Source organism: Mycobacterium sp. IDUB_36, from assembly GCF_055419225.1.
Map to the genome: position 1 here is coordinate 788,183 of NZ_JBVAXH010000001.1, position 24,073 is coordinate 812,255.

The 24,073-nt window shown below is 65.0% G+C and carries 23 protein-coding genes; 8 read left to right on the forward strand and 15 right to left on the reverse strand.

The features are described from left to right. Positions 1 to 20: 20 nt before the first annotated feature. Positions 21 to 533 (reverse strand): MarR family winged helix-turn-helix transcriptional regulator, encoded by a 513-nt coding sequence (locus ACZYW1_RS03790; RefSeq protein ID WP_463783398.1) that lies wholly within the window; start codon positions 531 to 533, stop codon positions 21 to 23. 90 nt (positions 534 to 623) lie between these two features. On the opposite strand from ACZYW1_RS03790, the gene ACZYW1_RS03795 reads away from it, so the two are divergent. Continuing rightward, complete coding sequence (locus ACZYW1_RS03795) at positions 624 to 1,106, forward strand: TspO/MBR family protein (RefSeq protein ID WP_463783399.1); 483 nt, start codon at positions 624 to 626, stop codon at positions 1,104 to 1,106. Between the two features lie 16 nt (positions 1,107 to 1,122). Next, positions 1,123 to 2,466 (forward strand): cryptochrome/photolyase family protein, encoded by a 1,344-nt coding sequence (locus ACZYW1_RS03800; protein WP_463783402.1) that lies wholly within the window; start codon positions 1,123 to 1,125, stop codon positions 2,464 to 2,466. Here the strand turns inward: ACZYW1_RS03800 and ACZYW1_RS03805 are convergent. Further along, positions 2,463 to 3,200 (reverse strand): acyltransferase, encoded by a 738-nt coding sequence (locus ACZYW1_RS03805; RefSeq protein WP_463783404.1) that lies wholly within the window; start codon positions 3,198 to 3,200, stop codon positions 2,463 to 2,465. The genes ACZYW1_RS03800 and ACZYW1_RS03805 overlap by 4 nt on opposite strands. Before the next feature lie 186 nt (positions 3,201 to 3,386). Here ACZYW1_RS03805 and ACZYW1_RS03810 point away from each other — a divergent pair, with 186 nt between their 5' ends. After that, positions 3,387 to 4,664, forward strand: coding sequence for an outer membrane protein assembly factor BamB family protein (locus ACZYW1_RS03810; protein WP_463787664.1), 1,278 nt, complete (start codon positions 3,387 to 3,389; stop codon positions 4,662 to 4,664). Positions 4,665 to 4,685: 21 nt separating this feature from the next. Here the strand turns inward: ACZYW1_RS03810 and ACZYW1_RS03815 are convergent, their stop codons facing one another. Both ACZYW1_RS03815 and ACZYW1_RS03820 read right to left on the reverse strand, forming a co-directional pair. After that, positions 4,686 to 5,393, reverse strand: a complete 708-nt coding sequence (locus ACZYW1_RS03815; RefSeq protein ID WP_463783406.1) for an esterase — start codon at positions 5,391 to 5,393, stop codon at positions 4,686 to 4,688. 162 nt (positions 5,394 to 5,555) lie between these two features. Then, entirely contained in the window at positions 5,556 to 6,590 is a 1,035-nt protein-coding gene (locus ACZYW1_RS03820) for a hypothetical protein (protein ID WP_463783408.1), read from the reverse strand. A gap of 1,325 nt (positions 6,591 to 7,915) precedes the next feature. Here ACZYW1_RS03820 and ACZYW1_RS03825 point away from each other — a divergent pair. Further along, positions 7,916 to 8,779 carry a hypothetical protein gene (locus ACZYW1_RS03825; RefSeq protein WP_463783409.1) on the forward strand — a complete coding sequence of 288 codons (864 nt, stop codon included), beginning with the start codon at positions 7,916 to 7,918 and terminating at the stop codon, positions 8,777 to 8,779. Positions 8,780 to 8,844: 65 nt separating this feature from the next. Here the strand turns inward: ACZYW1_RS03825 and ACZYW1_RS03830 are convergent, their stop codons facing one another. Genes ACZYW1_RS03830 through ctaD form a run of 7 tightly spaced genes read right to left on the reverse strand, consistent with a single transcriptional unit; the run spans position 8,845 to position 16,525 of the window. After that, positions 8,845 to 9,969, reverse strand: coding sequence for a THUMP-like domain-containing protein (locus ACZYW1_RS03830; protein ID WP_463787665.1), 1,125 nt, complete (start codon positions 9,967 to 9,969; stop codon positions 8,845 to 8,847). Between the two features lie 44 nt (positions 9,970 to 10,013). After that, positions 10,014 to 10,982 carry a class I SAM-dependent methyltransferase gene (locus ACZYW1_RS03835; RefSeq protein WP_463783410.1) on the reverse strand — a complete coding sequence of 323 codons (969 nt, stop codon included), beginning with the start codon at positions 10,980 to 10,982 and terminating at the stop codon, positions 10,014 to 10,016. A gap of 55 nt (positions 10,983 to 11,037) precedes the next feature. Beyond that, positions 11,038 to 11,814, reverse strand: coding sequence for an enoyl-CoA hydratase (locus tag ACZYW1_RS03840; protein WP_463783413.1), 777 nt, complete (start codon positions 11,812 to 11,814; stop codon positions 11,038 to 11,040). After that, the gene (locus ACZYW1_RS03845) at positions 11,802 to 12,620 is read right to left on the reverse strand and encodes an NUDIX hydrolase (RefSeq protein ID WP_463783414.1); all 819 of its coding nucleotides are present in this window, start codon (positions 12,618 to 12,620) and stop codon (positions 11,802 to 11,804) included. The genes ACZYW1_RS03840 and ACZYW1_RS03845 overlap by 13 nt, the downstream gene beginning before the upstream one ends. Then, the gene (locus ACZYW1_RS03850) at positions 12,620 to 13,459 is read right to left on the reverse strand and encodes an ABC transporter ATP-binding protein (protein ID WP_463783416.1); all 840 of its coding nucleotides are present in this window, start codon (positions 13,457 to 13,459) and stop codon (positions 12,620 to 12,622) included. Before ACZYW1_RS03850 ends, ACZYW1_RS03845 begins: the two co-directional genes overlap by 1 nt. Positions 13,460 to 13,515: 56 nt before the next feature. After that, on the reverse strand, positions 13,516 to 14,754 hold the full coding sequence (gene serB / locus ACZYW1_RS03855) for a phosphoserine phosphatase SerB (protein ID WP_463783417.1): 1,239 nt from the start codon (positions 14,752 to 14,754) through the stop codon (positions 13,516 to 13,518). 25 nt (positions 14,755 to 14,779) lie between these two features. After that, a complete protein-coding gene (ctaD, locus tag ACZYW1_RS03860; protein ID WP_463783419.1) occupies positions 14,780 to 16,525 on the reverse strand; it encodes an aa3-type cytochrome oxidase subunit I in 1,746 nt (581 codons plus the stop codon). Positions 16,526 to 16,706: 181 nt separating this feature from the next. On the opposite strand from ctaD, the gene ACZYW1_RS03865 reads away from it, so the two are divergent. Beyond that, positions 16,707 to 17,804: an iron-siderophore ABC transporter substrate-binding protein gene (locus tag ACZYW1_RS03865; RefSeq protein WP_463783421.1), complete on the forward strand. Its 1,098-nt coding sequence runs from the start codon at positions 16,707 to 16,709 to the stop codon at positions 17,802 to 17,804. 126 nt (positions 17,805 to 17,930) lie between these two features. After that, the gene (locus tag ACZYW1_RS03870; protein WP_463783422.1) at positions 17,931 to 18,971 is read left to right on the forward strand and encodes an NAD(P)-dependent alcohol dehydrogenase; all 1,041 of its coding nucleotides are present in this window, start codon (positions 17,931 to 17,933) and stop codon (positions 18,969 to 18,971) included. A gap of 1 nt (position 18,972) precedes the next feature. Here ACZYW1_RS03870 and ACZYW1_RS03875 read toward each other — a convergent pair whose 3' ends face one another. The 3 genes from ACZYW1_RS03875 to nrdF all read right to left on the reverse strand — a co-directional run bounded on the left by ACZYW1_RS03875 (position 18,973) and on the right by nrdF (position 21,370). Beyond that, complete coding sequence (locus ACZYW1_RS03875; protein ID WP_463783423.1) at positions 18,973 to 19,329, reverse strand: DUF3349 domain-containing protein; 357 nt, start codon at positions 19,327 to 19,329, stop codon at positions 18,973 to 18,975. A 139-nt stretch (positions 19,330 to 19,468) separates the two neighbouring features. Continuing rightward, positions 19,469 to 20,326, reverse strand: coding sequence for an aspartyl/asparaginyl beta-hydroxylase domain-containing protein (locus ACZYW1_RS03880; RefSeq protein WP_463783425.1), 858 nt, complete (start codon positions 20,324 to 20,326; stop codon positions 19,469 to 19,471). A gap of 81 nt (positions 20,327 to 20,407) precedes the next feature. Continuing rightward, positions 20,408 to 21,370, reverse strand: coding sequence for a class 1b ribonucleoside-diphosphate reductase subunit beta (gene nrdF / locus ACZYW1_RS03885; protein ID WP_463787666.1), 963 nt, complete (start codon positions 21,368 to 21,370; stop codon positions 20,408 to 20,410). 210 nt (positions 21,371 to 21,580) lie between these two features. Here nrdF and ACZYW1_RS03890 point away from each other — a divergent pair, with 210 nt between their 5' ends. Beyond that, positions 21,581 to 22,027 carry an SRPBCC family protein gene (locus ACZYW1_RS03890; protein ID WP_463783426.1) on the forward strand — a complete coding sequence of 149 codons (447 nt, stop codon included), beginning with the start codon at positions 21,581 to 21,583 and terminating at the stop codon, positions 22,025 to 22,027. Next, on the forward strand, positions 22,011 to 22,538 hold the full coding sequence (locus tag ACZYW1_RS03895) for a TetR/AcrR family transcriptional regulator (protein WP_463783428.1): 528 nt from the start codon (positions 22,011 to 22,013) through the stop codon (positions 22,536 to 22,538). Before ACZYW1_RS03890 ends, ACZYW1_RS03895 begins: the two co-directional genes overlap by 17 nt. Here the strand turns inward: ACZYW1_RS03895 and ACZYW1_RS03900 are convergent. Next, positions 22,519 to 24,072, reverse strand: a complete 1,554-nt coding sequence (locus ACZYW1_RS03900; RefSeq protein WP_463783429.1) for a flavin-containing monooxygenase — start codon at positions 24,070 to 24,072, stop codon at positions 22,519 to 22,521. The two genes, ACZYW1_RS03895 and ACZYW1_RS03900, sit on opposite strands and share 20 nt — an antisense overlap. Position 24,073 lies beyond the last annotated feature (1 nt).

The window sequence follows — 24,073 nt, forward strand, 5'->3', positions numbered from 1 at the left end:
AGCACCCCCTCTCGCCTCACTCAATCGTCGGACCGCTCAAGTGATTTGAAGGATGCCAGATCATCTTGGTATCGCCGCATCGCCTCGATCAAGGCGGTGAACACCCGACTGGCTGCCACCAGGTCGGAGTCCGGCAACACCGCCATCGCGTCGTGCGAATGGCTCCCCAGCGGAGCGAAGAATGCGCGTGCGGTCGCGAGCCCCGAGTCGGAGTAGCGCAGGATGACTTTTCGCCGGTCCGCCGGATCGGACTCACGGGTGATGTGCCCGGACGCCATCATCCGGTCGACCAAGTAGGTGATGGCCGCACCCGAGAGGCCCATCCGCTGCCGCAATTCGCCCGAGGTGACCGGCTCACCCGCGGTCTCGGCGACCATGACGTGCATGAGCGCCCGAAAGTCGGTGGGCCGCACGTCATGTACCGCGGCGAAGGCCCGACCGATCTGTTCGGATTCCGCGGTCATGACGCGCAGATACGCCGATATCTGCTGCTCGAGTGCGGCCCGGTCGCCTGCGGTCTCTTCGTGGCTCATGTCCCGACCAGCTTATCTGCATATGAGCTTTACTTCAGTTGATTAATACTTAATTGACTGAAAGAATCGCCGAGTCGAAGGGATTTCAAGGTGAACAAACAGACGCTCGCAGCAACGACCCTCGCCGTCGGCGCGACCGCTGGTATCGGAAGTGTGGCCAGCCAACCCCAGATCACGCGGTGGTACTCCAAGCTCCGTAAACCGCGTTACGTACCGCCCAACGAGGTGTTCCCGATCGCATGGACAACGCTCTACGCCGACATCGCGGTGACGTCCGCCACGGCCATCGACCGCCTGCGTACTGCCGGCCGACACGACGAGGCCCGTAGCTACACGGTCGCGCTCGCCGCGAACCTGATCCTGAACGCCGGCTGGAGCTGGCTCTTCTTCAAGTACCAGAAGCTGGGCGCCTCGGCAGTGGGTGCAGCGGTGTTGGCTGCCAGCAGCGCCGACCTGGTCCGACGGACGGCTGCGGCCGATACACGGGCCGGGGTGGCACTCTCGCCGTATCCGCTGTGGTGCGCGTTCGCCACATTGATGTCTGGGCATATTTGGGTACTCAACCGCCGATGACTCAGGTGATCCGCTGATGCCCGCACTGTTGTGGTTCCGTCGCGACCTCAGACTGCGCGACCTCCCGCCACTGCTGCGTGCCGCCGCCGACAGCGACGACGTCTTGGCGTGTTTCGTGCTCGACCCTCGGCTGGAGGCTTCATCCGGCGACCGGCGGATGCAGTTTCTGTGCGACTCGCTTCGGCGGCTGCGCGACGATCTGGATGGTCGACTACTGGTGACCCGCGGCCGGGCAGAAGAACGAATTCCGGCGCTGGCCAAGGAAATCGATGCCCCGTCGGTGCACATCTCCGAGGATTTCTCACCGTACGGCCGACGACGCGACGACCGGGTTCGCGAGGCCTTGGGCGCCATACCTCTGGTGGCGACGGGATCGCCATATCTGGTATCGCCGGGACGCGTGACCAAAGACGACGGCGAACCCTACAAAGTGTTCACGCCGTTCTTCGGCCGATGGCGCGACATGGGCTGGCGGGCCGCGGCGCGATCGACGGCCAAGTCCGCACAGTGGGTCGACCCCGAGCAGTTGGGCAAACGGGCCGAACCGGTGGAGATACCCGACCCGGGTGCAGACCTGGATCTGCCCGCCGGCGAGGCCGCCGCGCGTGAGCAGTGGAAGAAATTTCTGGCCAAAGGACTCGAGAATTACGGCGAAGACCGCAACACGCCGAGCACCGACGGCGGCACCAGCCGGATGTCGGCCCACCTCCATTTCGGGACGATCCACCCGCGGACCATGGCGGCCGACTTGGACCAACGGCGTGCAGGCGCGCGAGCTTTTCTGCGGGAGTTGGCTTTTCGCGACTTCTATGCGGCGGTACTGCACCACTGGCCGAGGAGTGTCTGGTGGAACTGGAACAAAGACTTCGATGCCATCGAAATCGACTCGGACAAGGAAGCCGAGAAGAAATTCCAGGCCTGGAAAGCGGGCGAAACCGGTTTTCCCATCGTCGACGCCGGCATGCGCCAATTGCGCGACACCGGTTTCATGCACAACCGGGTACGGATGATCGTCGCGTCGTTCTTGGTGAAAGACCTACACCTGCCCTGGCAGTGGGGGGCGCGCCATTTCCTTGATCAACTGGTCGACGGCGACATGGCCAGCAACCAGCACGGCTGGCAGTGGTCGGCGGGGTGCGGCACCGATGCCGCGCCCTACTTCCGGGTGTTCAATCCGACCCGGCAGGCCGAGAAGTTCGATCCATCAGGCGATTACGTGCGCCGCTGGGTGTCCGAACTCGCCGACGCAACGGACGTCACGCTGACCAAGGGCAATCGCCCGGCCGGCTACCCCGAACCGATCGTCGACCACAGCGCCGAACGCACCGAAGCGCTGCGCCGCTATCAGAACCTCAACTAGCGGGCGGCCTTCTTGCGCTCGATATCGGCCAGCGCGGCAGCCAATTCGGCGCGCTGCGCTGCGGAAGTCTCCCACGCCAGTTGCCGGTTCTTGACCACCTTCGCCGGGGCCCCGACCGCGATCGAGTAGTCCGGCACCTCACCCCTGACGACGGCGTGCGACCCCAGCACGCAGCCCCGCCCGATCGCAGTGCCGCGCAGTACCGAAACCTTCACCCCGACCCAGGTGTCAGGCCCGATCCGCACCGGGGACTTGACGATGCCCTGGTCTTTGATCGGCAGGGTGATGTCTTCCATGCGGTGGTCGAAATCGCAGATGTAGCACCAATCGGCCATCAGCACCGAGTCGCCGAGTTCGATGTCGAGGTAGCAGTTGATCACGTTGTCGCGGCCCAGCACGACCTTGTCACCGAATCGCAGCGAACCCTCGTGCGCGCGAATGGTGTTCTTGTCGCCGATGTGCACCCATCGCCCGATCTCGAGCTGGGCCAGCTCCGGCGTGGCGTGGATCTCGACACCCTTGCCGATGAACACCATTCCGCGGGTGATGATGTGCGGGTTGGCCAGCTTGAACTTCAGCAATCGGTAATAGCGCACCAGGTACCACGGCGTGTACGCGCGATTGCGCAGCACCCATCTCAGCGAAGCCAGCGTGAGGAACCTGGCCTGGCGCGGGTCGCGCAGATTCGATCCCCGCCAGCGGCGGTGGATCGGTGCGCCCCACATGCTCGTCATGGCCGGAAAGCCTACTGCGGAGCGAAGGCGCGCCGGGCAATCGGCCCTACCCGAGCTTGCGCAGGTTACCCTCGGCTGTACTCGAATTCTGCTGATGGCCACCGTGCCATCGCGTTCCGGGAAGGATCGGGAAGCTACACCGTGTCGTGGCTCATCCCCCGCCGCGTGCTGCGGCGTTGGACGTCGGTGGCGTCGGCCGTACTTCTCGCAGCGGCGGCATCGGGTTGTGGCAACACCGACACCTGGGTCGACACCGTGCCGGCGGACGGTTGGCCCGCCCAGTACGGTGACGCGGCCAACAGCAGCTACCGCCCGACGCCTGGCGCGGACAAGTTGAGCCTGCGCTGGACCCGCTCGGTCAAGGGTTCACTGGCGTCATCGGTCGCGCTCAGCTCGCGCAACTGGCTCGCTGCGAACGCCCAGACCCCTGGCGGCTGTTCGCTGATGGAGTGGGAGAACGACAACAACGGTCGGCAGCGCTGGTGCACCCGACTTCATCAAGGAGGCGGAAACGCGAGCCCGTTGTTCGACGGGTTCGACAATCTCTACGTCGGCCAGCCGGGCGCTTTCCTGTCGTTCCCGGTCACCCAGTGGATTCGGTGGCGCCGACCGGTGATGGGAATGCCCTCCACGCCAAGGATTCTCGGCGATGGCCAGGTATTGGTGGTGACACACCTGGGGCAGGTGCAGGTATTCGAAGGCCACCGCGGCACGGTGGTCGGCAACGCGATAGATCTGGTCGACAACGTCGATCCCAGCGATTTCAACCGTGGGCTCGCTGACTGCGGGCCGGCCAAAGAGGGCTGCCCGGTGCCGGCCGCGCCCGCATTCTCCCAAGCGAGCGGGCTGATCGTGGTCGGGCTGTGGGAGCCCGGCGCCCCGACACCGGTTCTGGTCGCACTGAAATACCACCCGGGCCAGAATCCGCTGCTGACCCGGGAGTGGACCAGCAATGCCGTCGCCGCCGGGGTCCAGGCCAGCCCGGTCATGTCCGCCGATGGGTCGACCATCTATGTCAACGGTCGTGACGAGCGACTGTGGGCGCTGCACGCCGCGGACGGTAGGCCGAAATGGTCGGTCCCGCTGAAGTTCCTGGCTCAGACACCGCCATCGGTGACGCCAGGCGGGCTGATCGTGGCGGGCGGCGGCCCCGACACCCGACTCGTCGCGGTCAAGGACGCGGGCGACCACGCGCAGGAGATGTGGCGACGCAACGACGTCAGCCCCCTGTCGACGTCGAGCCTGGCCGGTAGCGGTGTCGGCTACGCGGTGGTGACCGGGGGGCCAGGCGAAGGCGCTCGCGGTATGGCGCTCCTGGTGTTCGATCCGGGCAGTGGACGAACCCTCAACAGCTACCCGCTGCCCGACGCGACCGGCTATCCCGTCGGCGTTTCGATCGGCCGCGATCGCCGCGTCGTCACCGCGACCAGCGACGGCCAGGTGTACAGCTTCGCTCCGAGCTGAGCCGAGTCAGGCCGGTCCGATTCAGCCCTTGACCGCCAAGGGTGGAATGGCGTTGCGAGGGACATGCACTTGGCTCGCACCGGCCAGCGAGGGCAACAGCTCCCCCGGCGCGAAGTAGAAGATCAGCTCGTCATCGGTGATGGCAAAGTTCTGATAATGGGCCGCGTCCAGTCCCGAGCCGGGTGAAATTGCGGCGCCCAATCCGGTCTGTTTGCCGACTTCCCGCTGAACAATCGGATAAATCGAATCGAGCGGTTTTGTATTCGGCGCGAAAAGCGTGTCAAAGGTGATCGCCTTTTGCCCGGCGGTGTCGTAATTGAAGCCCTTGTAGAAGGTCGATGGGCGCGGTCCGCCCAAATCTTCGAACACCTTGAGGACCGCACTTCGAGTGCCACCGGGGGCTTGTCCGGAGTGGTACTGCTCGGAGGTGACTTCCATTTGGTACGGCACGTCACGCGGGCCGGAAGTTTGCGACGACGTCTGTGCAACATTGACGAAGCCGTCCCGATTCTGGCTGACGAATTCGGTCAGCGCCTGGTCGGGATAGTCCACCGGGAACGTCATGTTGAGCGTGTAGGTGGTGGTGGCGGTGTGCACGCTGCACATCTGGTCTTCTTGGACGACACCGCCGAAGTTGGCGCAAACCGAGTCAGCGGCGGCGACGGCACCGCCCGGCCAGCCCAGCACGGCCCCGCCGGCTACCAGGGCGGCCGCCATCATATTGCGCATCGGTCGACTTGTCCTCGCAGACTCAGAACGGCTGAAATGCCGTCTCGCCAGCGTACCTGGCCCCCGTCGTGACGAATTGCAAACGTTGTGCTGATGAGCGCCTGCCCAGGTCAGCGGCCACCGTCCTCCCTAACGGCGGCCGCCGACCCGGCAGGCGGGCTTTTAGAACAGTCCGGCCAGGTCGGTCCAGAAGGTGCTGGCGTCGGCGGCGACACCGGCTCCGTCGAAGGCCGTCAGCAGGTCCGTCCAGAAGCTGGTGCTGTCGGCCAGGAAGCTCGACGCATCCGCACCACCCAGCAGGTCCGTCCAGAAGCTGGTGCTGTCCGTCAGGAAGCTCGACGCATCCGCACCACCGAGCAGGTCCGTCCACCAGGTGGTGCTGTCCGTCACTGCGCCGGAACCCCCGAGCAGATCGGTCCACCAGTTGCTGCTGTCCGTCGCGACCGATGAGGTGTCCGAGACGCCGAGCAGTTCGTTCCAGAAGTTGGTGCCCGATGTGAGAGCGGCTTGGGTGTCACCGGAGAGAAGCTGCGACCAGAAGGCGTTGGCGTCTGACAGCCAACCCGAGCTGTCCCCAGACAGCAGTTCGGAGGACGGCGTGCTGTCGGCGGCCGCGGCAGCGCTGGGAGCGGTCGGAATCCCCCAGTTGTCGTAGAACTTGTTGATGTCGATCAGGTTGCTGGCACCGGTCGCGTTGGCGTCTCCGACGTTGTTCCCCTCGACGTAGGCGATGTTGAAACTGCCGGCGGCCGCACTGCTGGAACCGGCCGTGGCACCGCCGTGATCGCCGACCACACCGGCGATGTTCAGGTTGCCGGCGTTGGCGCCGACTCCGCCGGCGAATGCATGGCTGTCCAGGCCGTATACGCCCGCGATGTTCCCACTTGAACTGGCTCCGCCGGCGAACGCTGAAGAGTTGTCACCCAGTACGAAAGCAGAGTTGCCGGTTGCACCGTCACCGCCGGCGATGGCGGACGAGTTGGACCCGTAAACGGTCGCGACGTTACCGGCGCCGGTCGCGACGGCATTCGAATCAGCGCCGTAGGCGAATGCGAAGGAGCCGAGTCCGGACGAGTCCGCATCGGCCGAGCCGCTCTCGAACAGGTCCATCCCGTTGAAGGAAATGGCCATGTTCAAATCGGGAAAGAACGAACCGAGGTCGAGCGTGTCACCGGGTGCGGCGGCGAGAAGCGACACGGTGCCATCAACAACAGGAGCCCAGTCCCCGGCGTCAGCTGAAGCAGAACCTGGAACTGCAGCCAGCGCTCCACCCACACCCAGACCCACGGCCAGCATTCCCAGCCGCGCCGAAACACGCGTGCGTTTCATTGTTTCCCTTTCCCCCGAACACGCCAAATAGGGCATGCCACCAAAAATCGGCGCCCACCGCGCCGAGTGGAGTAAGCCTATGCGCGCGCGTCAATTTTGTTCGAACAAAGTCTATTAATTCGAGAAAAAGTCTTCAGCCCTTCTTCAGGTGCATTAAGCGAAACTCCGGTACCCCCGAGCGTCGGAAAAACGTACATTGGCAGGCTTTATAAACCGATCAGCGGTAGCCGGTATGGTTTTGCACCCCCGGCGACCAGTTTTAGATCAAGATCATCCTGAGGGATACCGGCCATCGGCACGGAAGTTGTGTTCGAACATTCGGAGCGTCCGGCCCAGTTTCCGGAGCTGAACGATCGGTCGGGGCAATTACCAGGCCCTGGACGAGCATCCCCGGAGTGCATGGCAAAAAATTTCGCCGTAAGCGAAAAGCCGCGTGGGGCTATTTGTGCGTCGAACGCCGGCCGGGGCGGTTACAGGCCGGTCGGCGAGTTTTTTCACACGGGCCGCCCTGCTGGGCAACGAGCTCGACGGTGCTGATGATCATCGTGGTGGGTGGGCGTGCGATCGAGTCGACCGCTCCATACGCCGTGCTTGTCGGTGTCAGTCCGACTATTGCGCCAGCCGCCAAGCCAAGCGCCCCCCATCGCACACGGGCAAATCCGTGACCGTTCACGTGGACCGTCCCTTCAAGCGGAGATTGAGGTCGGCTGCCGGAAAGATCGGCTGCGCTTGTTAAAACCAGGTTACCTGAGAAACCGGTATGAGTTAGCAAGCTGACGTTGATTTGTGACCTGGATAGATCGTCGACCTGCGATGAACGGCTTGTCGCCTCGCTCGGCGCCGAGGTAGCTGACGAAGGTCCGAGCAAATTCGACGTCCGACTTGTTTCGACGGGTGACGTGCGACTGAGCCCCGGGCACCTCCACTGGTCGGCGCCGAGCTCCCACTCTCAGGTTGATCGCCCCCGCGCTGCCAAACCCTCACTTGCCGTACACACCAAATTCCGGTGAGAAGCGAGGGAAATCCCTGTATCGACCACACCGCAAGCGACTTAGCGTCAAGCGCGGCGACCTTAACGTTCGCTGAGATTAACCAAAGAAAACCCTGACGGGTGGTGGCGCCACCTGACGACTCGCAGCAGCGAGCGACAGCCGACGCCAACCCTCCGAGCGAAAGGAACCGAGAGGAACACGATGAAAAATTCACACCGGACACGGCGCGCCGGCATCATCGCGATCGGATTGGGTTTTGGTGCGGCGCTCGCATCGACTCCCGCCGTCGCCTTCGCAGACTCCATCAACGGCACCGACATCGGCGCGTACCTGCCCGACTTCGGCGCAGTGGCGGCGGCGTCGGTCACCCCGGCGACCCTGCCGGATGACTACTCCAACTTCGCGGTGTCCATCAGCGGGATCAATCTGCTCCAGCTCGGGACTGCCAGCGCGGAGTCGAGCTTCGGGAACATCTCGATCGCTCACGGTCAGTATTCCGACGCCAACGCGATGAGCGGATTCTTCAACTACGCCTCGGCGATGGGTGACCGCAGCACCGCTGTCGTAGGAGACACCGGATCGTTCAATTACGCCTCAGCCACTGGTTACTTCAGCTCTGCACAAGCCGCCTGGGGCAGTGGAAACACGGCGATCGCTAACGGCGACAACGCCATTGCCCAGGCAGGTGCTGGGGACGGAACTGCGATCTATGACAGCAATTTCAACACCGCCCACGCCGAAGGCTCGGGTGCCATCGCCTTGGCGGGATGGGACAGCAGCAGCAACCACGTCGCCAATGCCATCGGCGACAACGTCCACGTCTACGACCCCACCGGGGATCCTGTCGGATTTCCGGCGGCATCCGAGAGCCTCTCATTGCTCAACGGCGGATCACCTGCAGCGGACAGCGGCAACTGGTTCACCGAACTGCTGGCCTCATTCGACGGCGGATCGGCGACAGCGGACAGCGGCAATTGGTTAACCGAACTGCTGGCCGCGTTCGACGGTGGGTCAGCGGCCGCGGACGGCGCCAACTTCTGGACCGAGCTCACGACGCTGTTCTAGCCCGCCCGGTGTCGGCGACCACCGCTTCAGACCAGCAGGCGGTGGTCGTCGACCCGGCCGGGTCGTCAACGCGACGGACGGCAGACGAACGCGGTCCCCTGGGCGATGGCGCCCGACCCGATTCGGGTCAGCACGACCGTCAGAGATTGGCTGCCGCGCAGAGTCATTCGGCGTCGCAGCACGTCGGGGTCGGCGTCAACGCCTCGCACCAGGATTTCCAAAGACCCGCAGTCCATCCTCGCCAGCTCCTGGCGTAGGCGCCGTTCATCGAAGGGAAGCTGCTCGAGAACCTCGAACCCACGCACCCCGGTCGGCAATCGATCGCCGGACAGGTAGGCGATGTTGGGGTCGAGCTGCCACAGTTTGTGCCGAACGGCGAAGTGCCGCACCAGACCCGCGCGCACCACCGCCCCGTCGGGGTCGACGATCCATCGGCCGACGGGCGAAACCGGGCAGTCATCCGGATGGGCGTCGGTGATCTGCTCCCCGCTGTCGAGAATGCTGGCCCGACGCCGCACACCGGGCTCAGCCAAACCGTTCGACCACAGGCAGGCTTCCCGCACCGAGCCGCGATACGAGGTGACCTCGATCTCGCCGGTGAACCCGAGCTGCGTCACGGCGTCGAAATCGATTCCGGGCGCACATTTCACCACCAACGCACGTCCCCGATACGCCTCGAGCAGGCCGTCCAGCGCAGGGCGGTAGTCGCGCGGATTGAACTGTCGCCGGCCGCCGCTGCGCCGGCCCGGATCGGCAACCACCGTCGTGTCACGAGTGACGGGACGCAGCGCGTCGGCGCGACTCAGCGGAATGGTGTCAGCGAGATTGTGACGCGCCATGGCAAGCCGCACCGGGTCTATGTCGCTACCGAGGACGCCGGCCGCTGAGGCGTGCAGCGCCGCCAATTCAGTGCCGATCGAACATGTGACATCGTGAACAAACTTGCCGCTCAACCGCTTTGCGCGATGCAGCGCGACCGGCGCAGCGCTCGCCTGCTGCAGCGCCTCATCGGTGTACAGCCAGTCGCGGGTGCCGGGCAGCAGCTCGGCAAGCTTCACCGCGGCCCGGCGTCGTAGCAATACCGTCTCCACCAGCACCGGCGTTCGTTCACCGAATTGAGCTCGCAGTCTTGCGATGTCGCCGACGCGGTCGGTCAGCGGCCGAGCCTCGACCGCAGACAGAGCGGCCATCCCCTCGTCCGACGTCAGGTAGGCGACGTCGTCGAGACTGAATTTCAGGACGGCTTGACCCCGGTGATCTCGACGTTGTAGTACCAACCCTTGGGCACTACGTGACGCCATACATTGGCGTCCGCCCAGCTCAGCACCTTCCAGCTGGTGAACGCGAAGTTAGCCCAAGCCCAGCCCAGCTTCTCCGGCTGGACCGCGTATTCAAACGTCCGCAGCGGCCAGCCGAGCATTGCCGCGGTGAATTCGACGGTGGCTGTGTCGACATCGACAGCGCCGGCGGCGGTGGCCATCTTTTCCAGGTCGGCCGGTGCGAAGGTGTGCAGGTCGACGATGGACTCCAGCGCCGCTGCGCGTGAGGACTCGTCGAGCTCGGCCTGCGGGCGGCGCCAGCTGTCCAGGCCGGGCAACTTGGTCGCGTTGGTGGCGACCCGCCAGGTCAGCGTCGACAGTGTGCGCGCGTAGCTGTTGCCGACGGTGGTCGGCTCGCCCGCGAACACGAATCGGCCACCGGGCCGCAGCACGCGAAGCACTTCGCGCAGGGTCAGTTCGACGTCCGGAATATGATGCAGTACAGCGTGTCCGACGACAAGGTCGAACGAATCGTCGTCATATGGGATGCGCTCGGCGTCGGCGACCCGGCCGTCGACGTCGAGGCCCAGCGATTCACCGTTGCGCGTTGCGACCTTGACCATACCCGGAGACAGGTCGGTGACCGATCCGCGCCGGGCCACCCCGGACTGGATCAGGTTCAGCAGGAAAAATCCACTGCCACAACCTAATTCGAGGGCGTTGTCGTAGGGCAGCCGGTGAATCTCGTCGTCGGGAACAACGCTGTCGAAGCAGTCTCGCGCGTAGTCGACGCAGCGCTGGTCGTAGGAGATCGACCACTTCTCGTCGTAACTCTCCGCTTCCCAGTCGTGGTAGAGAACCTGGGCCAGCTTGCTGTCGTGACGGGCGGCTTCGACCTGCTCAGCGGTGGCGTGCGGCTGCGGCGCCGGGTCGGTACTGGTCATGGTCGACCAGCCTATCGCCGCACCGGGCCGGCGTGGGGCCCGCCCGTCGCGGTCACTACCCGCTCGACGGTGGCGGGGTCTGCGATGCCTTGACCGCCGACTGGCTGGCATCGAATACCTGCAGGTAACGCCGACGTTCGGCGTCCCAACGCTCGGCCGGAGCCAACGTGCACTGCTCGTTGATGACGGCCTTGGCCGCGGCGAGTGCGACGCCAGGAGTCTCGACGAAGCGGCCGGCCCACGCCACCGCGGCGTCGTAGACCCCGTCAGGGGCGACCAACTCATCGACCAGCCCCAGGACCTGCGCCTCTTCGGCGTCGAAGAACCGACCGCTGTACACCAGATCCTTGGCCTTGCTGGCACCGACCGTGCGGGCCAATCGGCCCATGCCGTCGCCGTCGGGCACCAGGCCGGCCAGGATCTCCGTCACCCCGAACCGGACGTTGTCACCGCTCACCCGCCAGTCCGCGGCCAGCGCCAGGCCCAGTCCGGCACCCAGGGCGTAACCGGTGATCGCGGCGACGGTCGGCTTCGGAATCGCCGCCACGGCATCGACGGCGGCGCGGTGCACGCGAAGCCAGCTCTCGGCCTCCGAAGCAATGAGCGTGCGCAGTTGCGGCATGTCGTCGCCCGCGGAGAAGATCTCGTGGCCGCCGAACAGGATGACGGCCTCGATGCCGTCGTCACTGCTCACGGTCGCCGCGGCCTGCTCGATCTCCCGGTAGACCTGTCGCGTCAGGGCGTTGGTCGGTGGCCTGGACAGCACGATCGCGCCCACACCGGGATGGCCGGGATCGAGGTGGACGCTGACGAACTCGCTCACAAGTGCCATCTCATCCCGCCGGCTTTGCGGGCACGGTGGTAGCGGTCGGAGTCGAAGAACTCGAAAATCCAGTTGTCGCCGTCGATTTCGACGTTCGGCTGCACGGTCACTATCCGACGTTCGACCGCGAGCACGTCGGCGACGGTGTGCCCGTTCAGCGAGTCCAGTTGGGTCCAGGTGGGCGGCAGCAGAAAACACCGGCCGGCTTCGAAATCAGCGATCGCCGCGGCCGGTGTCGTCCAGGCGGCACGGTCGGACTCGGTGTTGTCCCCGTCGGCCCGCTGACCCGCCGGCAGCGCACCCACGAAGAAATAGGTGTCGTATCGACGGGTCCGCTCCGCTTCCGGCGTCACCCAATTCGCCCAAGGCCGAAGCAGATCGGCCCGCAGCACCAAATCTTCCCGGCGCAGGAAGTCGGCGAACGACAGCGTCCGAGCGTCCAACGCACGGCGTGCCTCGGCATAGACCGAGGCGTCTCCGACGATGCCGTCCGGGTCGTTTGCAGGCCCGGCGAACAACACCCCGGACTCCTCGAACGTCTCCCGGGCCGCCGCACACACCAGCGCCGTCGCCAGCTCGGCGTCGATACCGAAGCGTTCGGCCCACCAGTCCGGCGGCGGACCGGCCCAGGCGATATCGGCATTGCGGTCGCGATCGTCGACGCCTCCGCCGGGGAAGACCATGGTTCCCGGGGCGAACTCCATCTTCGAATGACGACGCATGAGGAACAATTCGATGCCGTCGGCGTCATCGCGCATCAGCATCACCGTCGCGGCCGGTCGGACCGGCAGCGGTATGAACGTGTCGTCAGTCATCAGAGCCTCCGATGTGCCGCCCGGGTGCGGGTACGACGAGCGAAGTAGCGCCCGTCGATCACGTCCACCTCGATCGCCTGGCCGAACGCGGCGGACAAGTTGTCGCCTGTCAGCACGTCGGACAGTAATCCCGCCGCGACGATCTGCCCCTCCGCCAACAGCATGCAGTGGCTGAAACCCGGTGGGATTTCCTCGACGTGGTGGGTGACCAGCACCAGAGCGGGCGCATCGGGATCGGCCGCCAGATCGGCCAGTCGGGCCACCAGCTCCTCGCGTCCACCGAGGTCGAGACCGGCGGCGGGCTCGTCGAGCAGGAGCAGTTCGGGGTCGGTCATCAATGCGCGGGCGATCAGGATCCGCTTGCGCTCACCTTCGGACAGCGTTTCGTAGCGGCGATCCCCTAGGTGCTCGGCGCCCAGGCTTTCCAGCATGTCGACAGCTCGGTGGTAGTCGACGTCTTCGTAACGTTCCCGCCACCGGCCCAGCACCGCGTAACCGGCCGAGACGACCAGATCCCGGACCAGCTCGTTGCCGGGAATACGTTGCGCCAGCGCCGAAGAACTCAAGCCCACCCGTGAACGCAGCTCGGCCATGTCGACCCGGCCGATCCGCTCCCCCAGCACGTAGGCCACCCCGGAGGTGGGATGCTCAGCCGCCGCGGCGATGCGCAGCAGCGATGTCTTACCTGCGCCGTTGGCCCCGATGATCACCCAGCGCTCATCGAGCTCGACCGACCAGGTCACCGGCCCGACCAGGGTGTGGCCATCGCGACGCAGAGTCACGTCGGTGAAGTCGATCAGCAGGTCGGGGTCGACTGCCTCGCCAGCGTTTTCGGCCACCCGCCCATCGTGCCGTACCGGCCGCGCGACCGGTTCGGCGGGATGAGCACCGCCCGTCAGAAGTCCGTCGGGATGTCGACGCGGCTCACGACGCCGTCGAGCGCGTCAGCCGCCTCGATCTCACCGCGTGTCACGCCGAGCAGAAACAGCACGGTGTCCAGGTAGGGGTGGCTCAGCGAGGCGTCGGCGACTTCGCGCAGCGCGGGCTTGGCGTTGAACGCGATGCCCAAGCCGGCGGCGGACAGCATGTCGATGTCGTTGGCACCGTCGCCGACCGCGACCGTCTGTGCCATCGGCACGCCGGCCTGGCTGGCAAAGTTGCGCAACGCCTTGGCTTTCCCGGCTCGATCGACGATCTCGCCGACCACACGTCCGGTCAGCTTGCCGTCGACGACCTCCAGGACGTTGGCCGCGACGAAGTCCAGCATCAGCTCGTCGGCCAGCGGTTGGATGACCTGCCGGAAACCACCCGACACCACGCCGACGTGGTATCCCAGCCGGCGCAGCGTGCGGATCGTGGTGCGCGCGCCGGGAGTCAGCTCGATGTCTTCGGCGACGTCGTCGAGCACCTCGGCCGGCAGCCCGGCGAGCGTCTCGACCCGCTGATACAGCGACTCGGCGAAGTCCAGCTCACCGCGCATGGCGGCGTCGGTGATGGCTTTGACGGCCTCTTCGGCTCCCGCCCGCGCCGCCAGCATCTCGATGACTTCCTGCTGGATGAGCGTGGAGTCGACGTCGAACACGATCAGACGCTTGGCCCGACGCGCGATGCTGTAGTCCTCCAGCGCGACGTCGACGCCCACGTCGGCGGCGACCCGGGTCAGCACTTCCTGCAGCCGGCCCCCGACCCCGGGTGGTACCGAGACCCGAAGTTCCAGACCGGTCACCGGATAGTCGGAGACGCCGCGGATCAGATCGAGGTTGACGCCGAGCGCCGCGACCTCACGGGCGACCGCCCCGAACGCCGCGGCGGTGATCGGGCGACCCAGCACCATGATCGTGTGCGTCGACGGCTCCCGAATGATGCGAAGCTCGTCGCTGCGTTCGATGCTGACGTCCAGCCCGACTGAGTGGATGGCCGCCTTGACTTCGTCGTGAAAAGCTTTGCCGTCGAGGACTTCTGCGGGCGCGGTCACCAGCACACCCAGTGTCAGCCGACCCCGGATCACTACCTGCTCGACGTTGAGCAATTCGAGCTTGCGCTCGGAGAGCACACCGAACAACGCCGACGTCACACCTGGCTTGTCGTGACCGGTGACGGTGATCAACGCCGACACCTTGGCAGGGGTACTCACCCCAGATTGCCTCCGCGAGAAGCGATCACGAACGAACTTGGACGTCGTCTGCTCGGGTGACGTCGCCGTCCGACGGGCCGTGCGACCGGCCCACATGCGCCTCGGCGCGGATTCGTTCGACCATGTGCGGGTAGTGCAGCTCGAACGCGGGGCGCTCGGAGCGGATGCGCGGCAGTTCGGTGAAGTTGTGCCGTGGCGGCGGGCAACTGGTCGCCCACTCCAGCGAGTTGCCGTAACCCCACGGGTCGTCCACGGTGACCACTTCGCCGTAGCGCCAGCTCTTGAAGACGTTCCAGACGAACGGGATCATCGACACCCCGAGGATGAACGCGCCGATCGTCGAGACCACGTTGTAGGCCTGGAACCCGTCGGTCGGCAGGTAGTCGGCGTACCGGCGAGGCATACCGATGTCGCCCAACCAGTGCTGCACCAAGAACGTCGTGTGGAACCCGATGAACGTCAGCCAGAAGTGCAGCTTGCCCAGCCGCTCGTCGAGCAGACGCCCGGTCATCTTGGGGAACCAGAAGTACGTGCCTGCGAAGGTCGCGAACACGATGGTGCCGAACAGCACGTAGTGGAAGTGCGCGACCACGAAGTAGCTGTCCGTGACGTGGAAGTCCAGGGGCGGGCTGGCCAGCAGCACACCGGTCAAGCCACCCAGCAGGAACGTGATCATGAAGCCGATCGAGAACAGCATCGGGGTCTCGAAGGTCAACTGCCCCTTCCACATCGTGCCGACCCAGTTGAAGAACTTGATGCCGGTCGGCACCGCGATCAGGTAGGTCATGAACGAGAAGAACGGGAGCAGAACCGCGCCGGTGGCGAACATGTGGTGGGCCCACACCGCCACCGACAGTGCGGCGATCGACAGCGTCGCGTAGACCAGCGTCGTGTAACCGAAGATCGGCTTGCGCGAGAACACCGGGAAGATCTCGGTGACGATGCCGAAGAACGGCAACGCGACGATGTACACCTCGGGGTGCCCGAAGAACCAGAACAGGTGCTGCCACAACAGGACTCCGCCATTCGCCGAGTCGTAAATGTGGGCACCCAGGTGCCGGTCAGCGGCCAGCCCGAACAGCGCCGCGGTCAGCAGCGGGAAGGCCAGCAGCACCAGGATCGACGTCACCAGGATGTTCCAGGTGAAGATCGGCATCCGGAACATCGTCATACCGGGTGCGCGCATGCACACGACCGTGGTGATCATGTTGACCCCACCGAGGATGGTGCCCAGACCGGCGACGATCAGACCCATGATCCACAGGTCGCCACCGGCACCCGGAGAGTGAATGGCGTCGGTCAGCGGCGTGTACGCGGTCCAGCCGAAGTCGGCGGCGCCACCGGGGGTGATGAAGCCGGCCATGCCGATCAACGCACCGAAGAGGAACAGCCAGAACGAGAAGGCGTTCAGCCGTGGGAATGCCACGTCCGGCGCACCGATCTGCAGCGGCAACACCAGGTTGGCGAAACCGAACACGATCGGCGTCGCATAGAACAGCAACATGATCGTGCCGTGCATGGTGAACAGCTGGTTGTACTGCTCGTTGGACAGGAACTGCAGTCCCGGTGCCGCGAGCTCGGTGCGCATCAGCAGCGCCAACAGGCCGCCGACGAAGAAGAAGATGAAGCACGTGACCACGTACATGATCCCGATCAGCTTGTGATCGGTGGTGGTGATCAGCTTGTAGATCAGGTTGCCTTTGGGGCCTGTTCGAGGCGGGTACGGGCGACTAGCCTCGAGTTCTCCCAGCGGGGGCGCTTCGGCAGTCAAGAGCTCCTCCAAATGTCGAGCAGGGCAACCACGATCACAGGGTTTTGAGTCTAGCCTCCGAAAACGCGGGATGACGGACAGGTCCTACAAACTGTCGTAATTGGCCGGTGAACACTGTGCGCCGCGCCACCGCCTGCTCGGCGCGGCCCCTGTCACCTGCCCGGATGTTAACGTCGGAGCCGTGCTGCTCAGGGGTGTCCGACCCGCTTTCGCCGCTGCTGTGACAGCAATCATGTGCGCCGCGGCCGGCGCCGGTTGTACGTCACAGTCCCCCCAGGGCGGCAACGCGCCGTCGGTGATCACCAGCACCACGCAGATTGCCGGCGCCGGTGTGCTGGGCAACCAGCGGCGGCCCGACGAGTCGTGCGCACCCGAGCCGGCCGGCCCGGACCCAGGTCCGACCCCGCACATCGCGCACAACGCCGCCGGGGTCCGCCCCGACACCACCGAGGTCCCCGACGACCCACAGCGCATCGTCGTGCTCTCCGGCGACCAACTCGACACCTTGTGCGCCCTCGGCCTGCAGTCGCGGATCGTCGGCGCAGCGTTGCCGGAGGGTGCGGCCGACCAGCCGTCGTACCTGGGCACCGTCATCCACAAGCTTCCCGGTGTGGGCACACGGAACAGCCCGGATCTCGGCGCCATCCGGGCCGCCAAGCCGGATCTGATCCTCGGTTCACAAGCGCTGACACCGAAGCTGTATCCGGAATTGGCGACGATCGCGCCGACGGTGTTCACCGGGTCGCCCGGCGCTGCCTGGCAGGACAATTTGCGCGGGGTGGGCGAAGCGACCGCTCGGGGCGACGCGGCCGGCGACCTCGTCGAGCGGTTCACCACGAAAGCACACGACGACGGCGCCGCGCGTGACGCCGCCCACTTCCAGGCCTCGATCGTCCAGTTCACCGAGAACTCGGTGCGCATCTACGGGGTCGACAACTTCCCGGGCAGCGTACTGACCGCGATCGGCGTGGATCGCCCTGCGGCGCAACGGTTTAACGACAAGGCATACATCGAGGTGAAGAGCACCGACAACGATCTGACGGGTGACGCGAACTTCTCCGCGGCCGACGCCGACGTGGTCTACGTGTCCTTCGACTCCCCGGCCGCCAAAGATCGTGCCCCGACGATCTTCGGCAGCGACGCTTGGCGAAAGTTGTCCGCTACTCACGACAATCGGGTGTTCGTGGTCAACAACGAGATCTGGCAGACCGGCGAGGGCGTGATCGCCGCCCGCGGCATCATCGACGACCTGCGCTGGATCAACGCTCCGATCAACTAGTCGCCGCGCCGTGTCGTCGACGGTGTGAGGTCGGATGCAGCCACCGGATACATAGCCTATCTATGCTAATCTAGATGGCGTTCAATAGGATTGATACGAAATCAAGCGCACTCAAGAGGATTACTGATGAGCACTGTTTCCGCGTACGCCGCCACCGACAAGACGGGGCATCTGAGCAAGACCACGATCGAGCGGCGCGACCCCGGCCCGCACGACATCGCCATCGCCATCAAATTCGCCGGGATCTGCCACTCCGACATCCACACCGTCAAAGCCGAGTGGGGCGTCCCCAACTACCCGGTGGTGCCGGGCCACGAGATCGCGGGTGTGGTCACCGCGGTCGGAGCGGACGTCACCAAGCACAAGGTCGGCGACCACGTCGGTGTGGGCTGCATGGTGAATTCGTGCGGTCACTGCAGCAGCTGTACCGCCGGCCTCGAGCAGTACTGCAAGAACGGCGCGACCTTCACCTACAACGCCAAAGACAAAGACGGCACGATCACGCAGGGCGGTTACAGCCAGGCCGTAGTGGTCAACGAGAACTTCGTCGTGCGGATCCCGGACTCGCTGCCGTTGGACGCCGCGGCACCGCTGCTGTGCGCGGGCGTCACGCTGTTCTCTCCGCTGCGGCACTGGAAGGCCGGCAAGGACACCCGGCTGGCGATCATCGGCCTCGGCGGCCTGGGGCACATGGGCGTCAAACTCGGTGCCGCGATGGGCGCCGAAGTGACCGTGCTGTCCCAGTCGCTGAAGAAGATGGAAGACGGCCTGCGCCTGGGCGCCAGCGAGTACTACGCCACCGCAGACGGCGACACGTTCAAGAAGTTGCGCAACAACTTCGACCTCATCCTCAACACGGTCTCGGCCAACCTCGACCTCAGCGCGTATCTGGGTCTGCTCGACGTCGACGGCACCCTCGTCGAGTTAGGCATTCCCGAGCACCCGATGGAGGTGCCGGCGTTTCCGCTGGCGTTGGCCCGCCGCAGCCTGTCCGGGTCGAACATCGGCGGCATCGCCGAGACCCAGGAGATGCTCGACTTCTGCGCAGAGCACAACACCCTGCCCGAAATCGAGGTCATCGCAGCCGATTACGTCAACGAGGCTTACGAGCGGGTGCTGGCGAGCGACGTGCGCTACCGCTTCGTGATCGACATATCGACGCTGTGAGCTAGGACCCCGAGGCGCCGGCCCGGTCGTCGATCCCGGCCAACGGCCAGCCGGCGGCGGCCAGCCGCGCGGCGACCCGGGCGACGTTCTCCGGGCCCGCGTCGTAGTGGGTCAGGTCCGAGATGAAGTCGGCAATGACGTCGCGGTTGACCGTGCCGTTGGACAGCTCTTCCTCGTCGATCGAGTCGACCACCTCGGTGATCTCGTCCTCGGTCAAGGGTGTGCTGCGCAGCAGAGCCACCAGCGCGACCCGGTCGCGCGCGGGCACTCCCTCGGGATAACTGACCTGCAGCCACTTGATGACCGAACGAAAGAAGTTGGCGGCCGACGTGGCCGCGGACGTTGGTGTGATCGCCATCAGACCAGTATCACGGCTGCGGGTCCGCGTCGTCCGTTGTGAACCCGACAAAATTCACTGTTCACGCGTCGTTCAACCGCCGCGTGCCGCGTGTTGAGCCGGCGGACCCACAAGATCAGCCGTTCTGTGCACCTGTCCCCTAGCCGCCCGGTAGGCCGACGCCGGTGGTGTAACTCATGAACTCCTGCAGAAACTCGGTTTCCTCGGGGCGAAGGTCTGGATGCGGCACGTCGAGGATGAACAGGACCCGGCGCCGGTCGGATTGCTGAAAGACTTCGTGCTCGTAGGAGTCGTCGATTTTGATGCACCTGTCCTGGGTCCAGGTGATCCGTTGGTCGTGAATCCGCAGATGGACATCGCGTTGCGGCACTTCGATTCCCAGGTGGTAGCGCATACGGGTATTCGAGTTCGAAGTGTGCGGCGGCACGTGCGTCTGCGGGTTCATGATCGAGAAGAACGCCATGCAGCCGATGCCCCCGATGTCGGGTCGGCTGCTCAGGAATTCCGCGATTCTCGGACACTTGCGCGCGTTGTCGACCTGAAGGTTGCCGAAGCCGTCGTAGAAGGGGAAGACCGTCCAGTTGCGGCCGTCCGTGAGGCCGCCCATGTGGTCTCGGGCATCTACCTGGTATTCGTTCGGGTCGATGCCGGCGAATTCTTCGCGGAACATATCGACGTGGCGCTCGAGGAGTTCGCAGGTCTCATCGGACGGCCAGCTGGGACGACCGGTCAGGTGCGAGACGTACAGGGCGGGGATCTCGTTGTCCCAGCGGTCGCCGAGCGGAACTTGCTCGTTGTCGCCAGGGGCGTTCATCAGGCCGCTGGGGGTCATCCGGGAGCGAAGACGCTGGCGGTCGAGCCACAGGTTGTCGATCAGATTCTGCAGGCGGGCATCGTTTTGGTGCCGCGACAGCAGCGCCAAAACGCTCGTGACACGCCGCAGTTGCGCGAACGCCGACTGCAAGTCGACCTGCTGCGGAACCGGGGCATTCGACATCCGGCTATTAGAACTGCCCGTCGACCGCTTTCGGCAAAGTTCAGATGGCCGGAACCTGAACGGAGGGTTGAGAACTGGAACTCAGAAGTTCCAGTCCTCGTCCTCCGTCACGACGGCCTTGCCGATCACGTACGACGAACCCGAGCCCGAGAAGAAGTCGTGGTTCTCGTCGGCATTCGGTGACAGGGCCGACAGGATCGCCGGGTTCACGTCGGTCTCGTCGCGCGGGAACAACGCCTCGTAGCCGAGGTTCATCAGAGCCTTATTGGCGTTGTAGCGCAGGAACTTCTTGACGTCCTCAGTGAGCCCGACCTCGTCGTAGAGATCCTGGGTGTATTCGACCTCGTTGTCGTACAGCTCGAACAGCAGCTCGTAGGTGTAGTCCTTGAGCTCGGCCTGGGTCGCCGCGTCCTCGAGGGCCAGACCCTTCTGGAACTTGTAGCCGATGTAGTAGCCGTGCACGGCCTCGTCGCGGATGATCAGCCGGATCAGGTCAGCGGTGTTGGTCAGCTTCGCCCGGCTCGACCAGTACATGGGCAGGTAGAAGCCCGAGTAGAACAGGAAGCTCTCCAGCAGCGTCGAGGCCACCTTGCGCTTGAGCGGCTCGTCGCCCTTGTAGTACTCCATCACGATCTCGGCCTTGCGCTGCAAGTTCGGGTTCTCCTCCGACCAGCGGAAGGCCTCGTCGATCTCGACGGTCGAGCACAACGTGGAGAAGATCGAGCTGTAGCTCTTGGCGTGCACCGACTCCATGAAGGCGATGTTGGTGTACACCGCCTCCTCGTGCGGCGTCAGCGCGTCGGGGATCAAGCTGACGGCGCCGACTGTGCCCTGAATCGTGTCCAGCAGCGTCAGGCCGGTGAACACGCGCATGGTGAGCTGCTTCTCGTTGGGCGTCAGGGTTCCCCACGACGGGATGTCGTTGGAGACCGGCACCTTCTCCGGCAGCCAGAAGTTCCCGGTCAACCGCTCCCAGACCTCTGCATCTTTTTCGTCGTGCAGACGGTTCCAGTTGATCGCGGAAACCCGGTCGATCAGCTTCATTCCTTCACTCACCAGAACCCCACTTCACCAGGACGGACACTCGACGTTACGTAGGTCACAGACACTACCCCTGGGGTCCGACAAGGCGATGGAACACAACAAGTTGTGTTCAGCGTGTCGCGCGAGCAGCGCCTGATCACCATGCGTACCCGCCGGGCGCGTTCCGAACCGCTCTAGGCAACCCACACACTTTTATGTACCATTTGGTACATGTTCACCGAAGACAGCATCGAGATCGACGCCCCGGCCCAGCTGGTCTGGGAGGTGTTCAGCGACGTCGAACACTGGCCCGACTGGACCGAGTCGGTGACGTCACTGGTCGCACACGATGGTCCCGATTTGGCTGTCGGCAAACGGTTTTCGATCAAGCAGCCGGGTATGTCGAAGCTGGTGTGGAAAGTCACCGAGGTGAACTCGGGTTCGTCGTGGACGTGGGTGCAACGATCACCCGGCGCCCACACCAGTGCACGCCACGACGTGATCCCCCAGCCCGACGGGCGCACCCTGGTGCGTCAACAGCTCGATCAGCGCGGGCTGCTGGGCGCCCTGGTCGGGCGGCTGATGATGAACAAGACCAAGCGTTTCCTCGAACTCGAAGCCCACGGTCTGAAAAGTCGCTCCGAGCAATTGCACCGCTCCAGTGGCTCGCGCCCCTGACCGAAGTCGGCGTCGCCGGCTGCTGGACAGCCTGGTCGATGAGTTCGCCGCCGGCGGCGTCGGCGACAGATCGCTGCGTGATGTAGCCGCCGCGGTCGGCACCAGCCATCGAATGCTGTTGCACCACTTCGGCACTCGAGAAGACATCCTGGTCGCCATCGTCGAGGAGGTCGAGCGCCGTCAGAAGGACGTGTTGCCCGATCTGCCGTCGAGCCCTGCCGAGCACTTCGCCGCGATGTGGTCCGACGTGCGTCGCCCCGAGCTACGCCAGTTCGAGCGACTGTTCTTCGAGTGCTACGCGCGAGCAGCTAACGGAGAGAAGCCCTTTGACCGGATGGTGCCGGGTGCCGTCGACGACTGGCTGGCCCTCACCGAAAGCGTGGCCGAGCCCGCGGCGGCCCGGCTGGGCCTGGCGGTGATCCGCGGACTGTTGCTCGATCTCGTTGCCACCAACGACGAGGCAGGGGTGGACGCCGCCGCGGAGGTGTTCGTCAGCTTGCTGCGCGGCTGACCCTTGCCCGCGCACCGGTGCCCACGCCGAAGAACTTGTACTCCGCAAGTTTCAGCGAGCGAGTCTCGCGCCAGTACTGCCATGTCATGCCGCTCCACAGCGTCCGGTTGACACCGTGCTCGTCGAGGTACCAGCTGCTGCAGCCGCCGGTGTTCCACACCGAACCGGCCAGCTTGGTCTGAAGTTCCCCGTTGGAGCGGTCCTGCGCAGAACGACTGGGCGCCAGCGCTTGTGCGCCGGCTTTGTCCACTGCGGCGATCGCCTCGGCCACGTAGTGGATCTGCGACTCGATCATGAAGACCACCGACGAGTGACCCAGGGCGGTGTTGGGTCCAAGCAGGAAAAACAGGTTCGGCATATCGGCCACCGCGATACCGCGGTGTGCGACAACGCCTTCACGGTTCCAACGGTCCACCAGATCCTCCCCGCGCGGACCTTTCACGTCGACGTAGGAGTAGGAGTCGGTGGTGTGGAAACCGGTGGCGTAGACGATGACATCGGCGGGATGCTCGACACCGTCGTCAGTGACGATACCGTCGCCGGTGACGCGGTCGATCCGGTCGGTGATCAATGTCGCCTTCGGGTTGGCGACGGCTTGGTAATAGCTGCCGGAGTAAAGGATCCGTTTACAGCCGGCTCGATACGTGGGAGTCAACCGGCGACGCAGGTCTTTGTCTTTCACGTTGCGTCGGATGTTCCATCTGCCGACCAATTCGACGGCCCGCAGCAGACCCGGGCGTTGGGTCATGGCGAAGCCGAGACCCTCCAGCCCCCAATAGATGCCGGACCGCACGGCCAGCCGCAGACCGGGCACGGTCGCGAAGGCTTTACGAACAGCGTTGGGCAGCAAGCTGTTCGGACGCGGCACCACCCACGGCGGGGTGCGCTGATAGAGCTGCACCTCGGCGACACCGGCGCTCTGGCGCACCAACTCGGGCACGATCTGGATGGCGCTGGCCCCGGTGCCGATGATCGCGACGCGCTTCCCGGTCAGGTCCACACTGTGGTCCCACTGCGCGGAATGGAAGGCGGGGCCTTGAAATTCGTCCATTCCCGCGATATTCGGCATGCTCGGAATGTGCAGCGCGCCCGCGCCCGAGATCAGGAACTGCGCGACGTACTCGTCCCCCGACTCGGTGAGGACGTGCCAGCGGTATTCGCGGTCGTCCCAGTGCGCGTGGCTCACCTTCTGGCCGAAGCGGATGTAGCGACGCAGACCGTATTTCTCGGTCACGCCCTGCAGGTAGTCCAGGATCTCCGGTTGCGGCGAGAACAGTTTGCTCCAGGTGGCTTTCGGCTCGAAGGAGAACGAGTACAGATGCGACGGCACGTCGCAGGCGCACCCCGGGTAGCTGTTGTCACGCCAGGTGCCGCCGACGTCGTCGGCCTTCTCGATGATGACGAAGTCCACGCCTCGCCGCTGCAATGCGATGGCCATTCCGAGGCCGGCGAATCCTGTTCCGATGATCACGGCGCGGGTGCGGATGGGCGGCGCCGGTGCTTCAGATTCGGTGACCGACTCGGCAATAGTCATA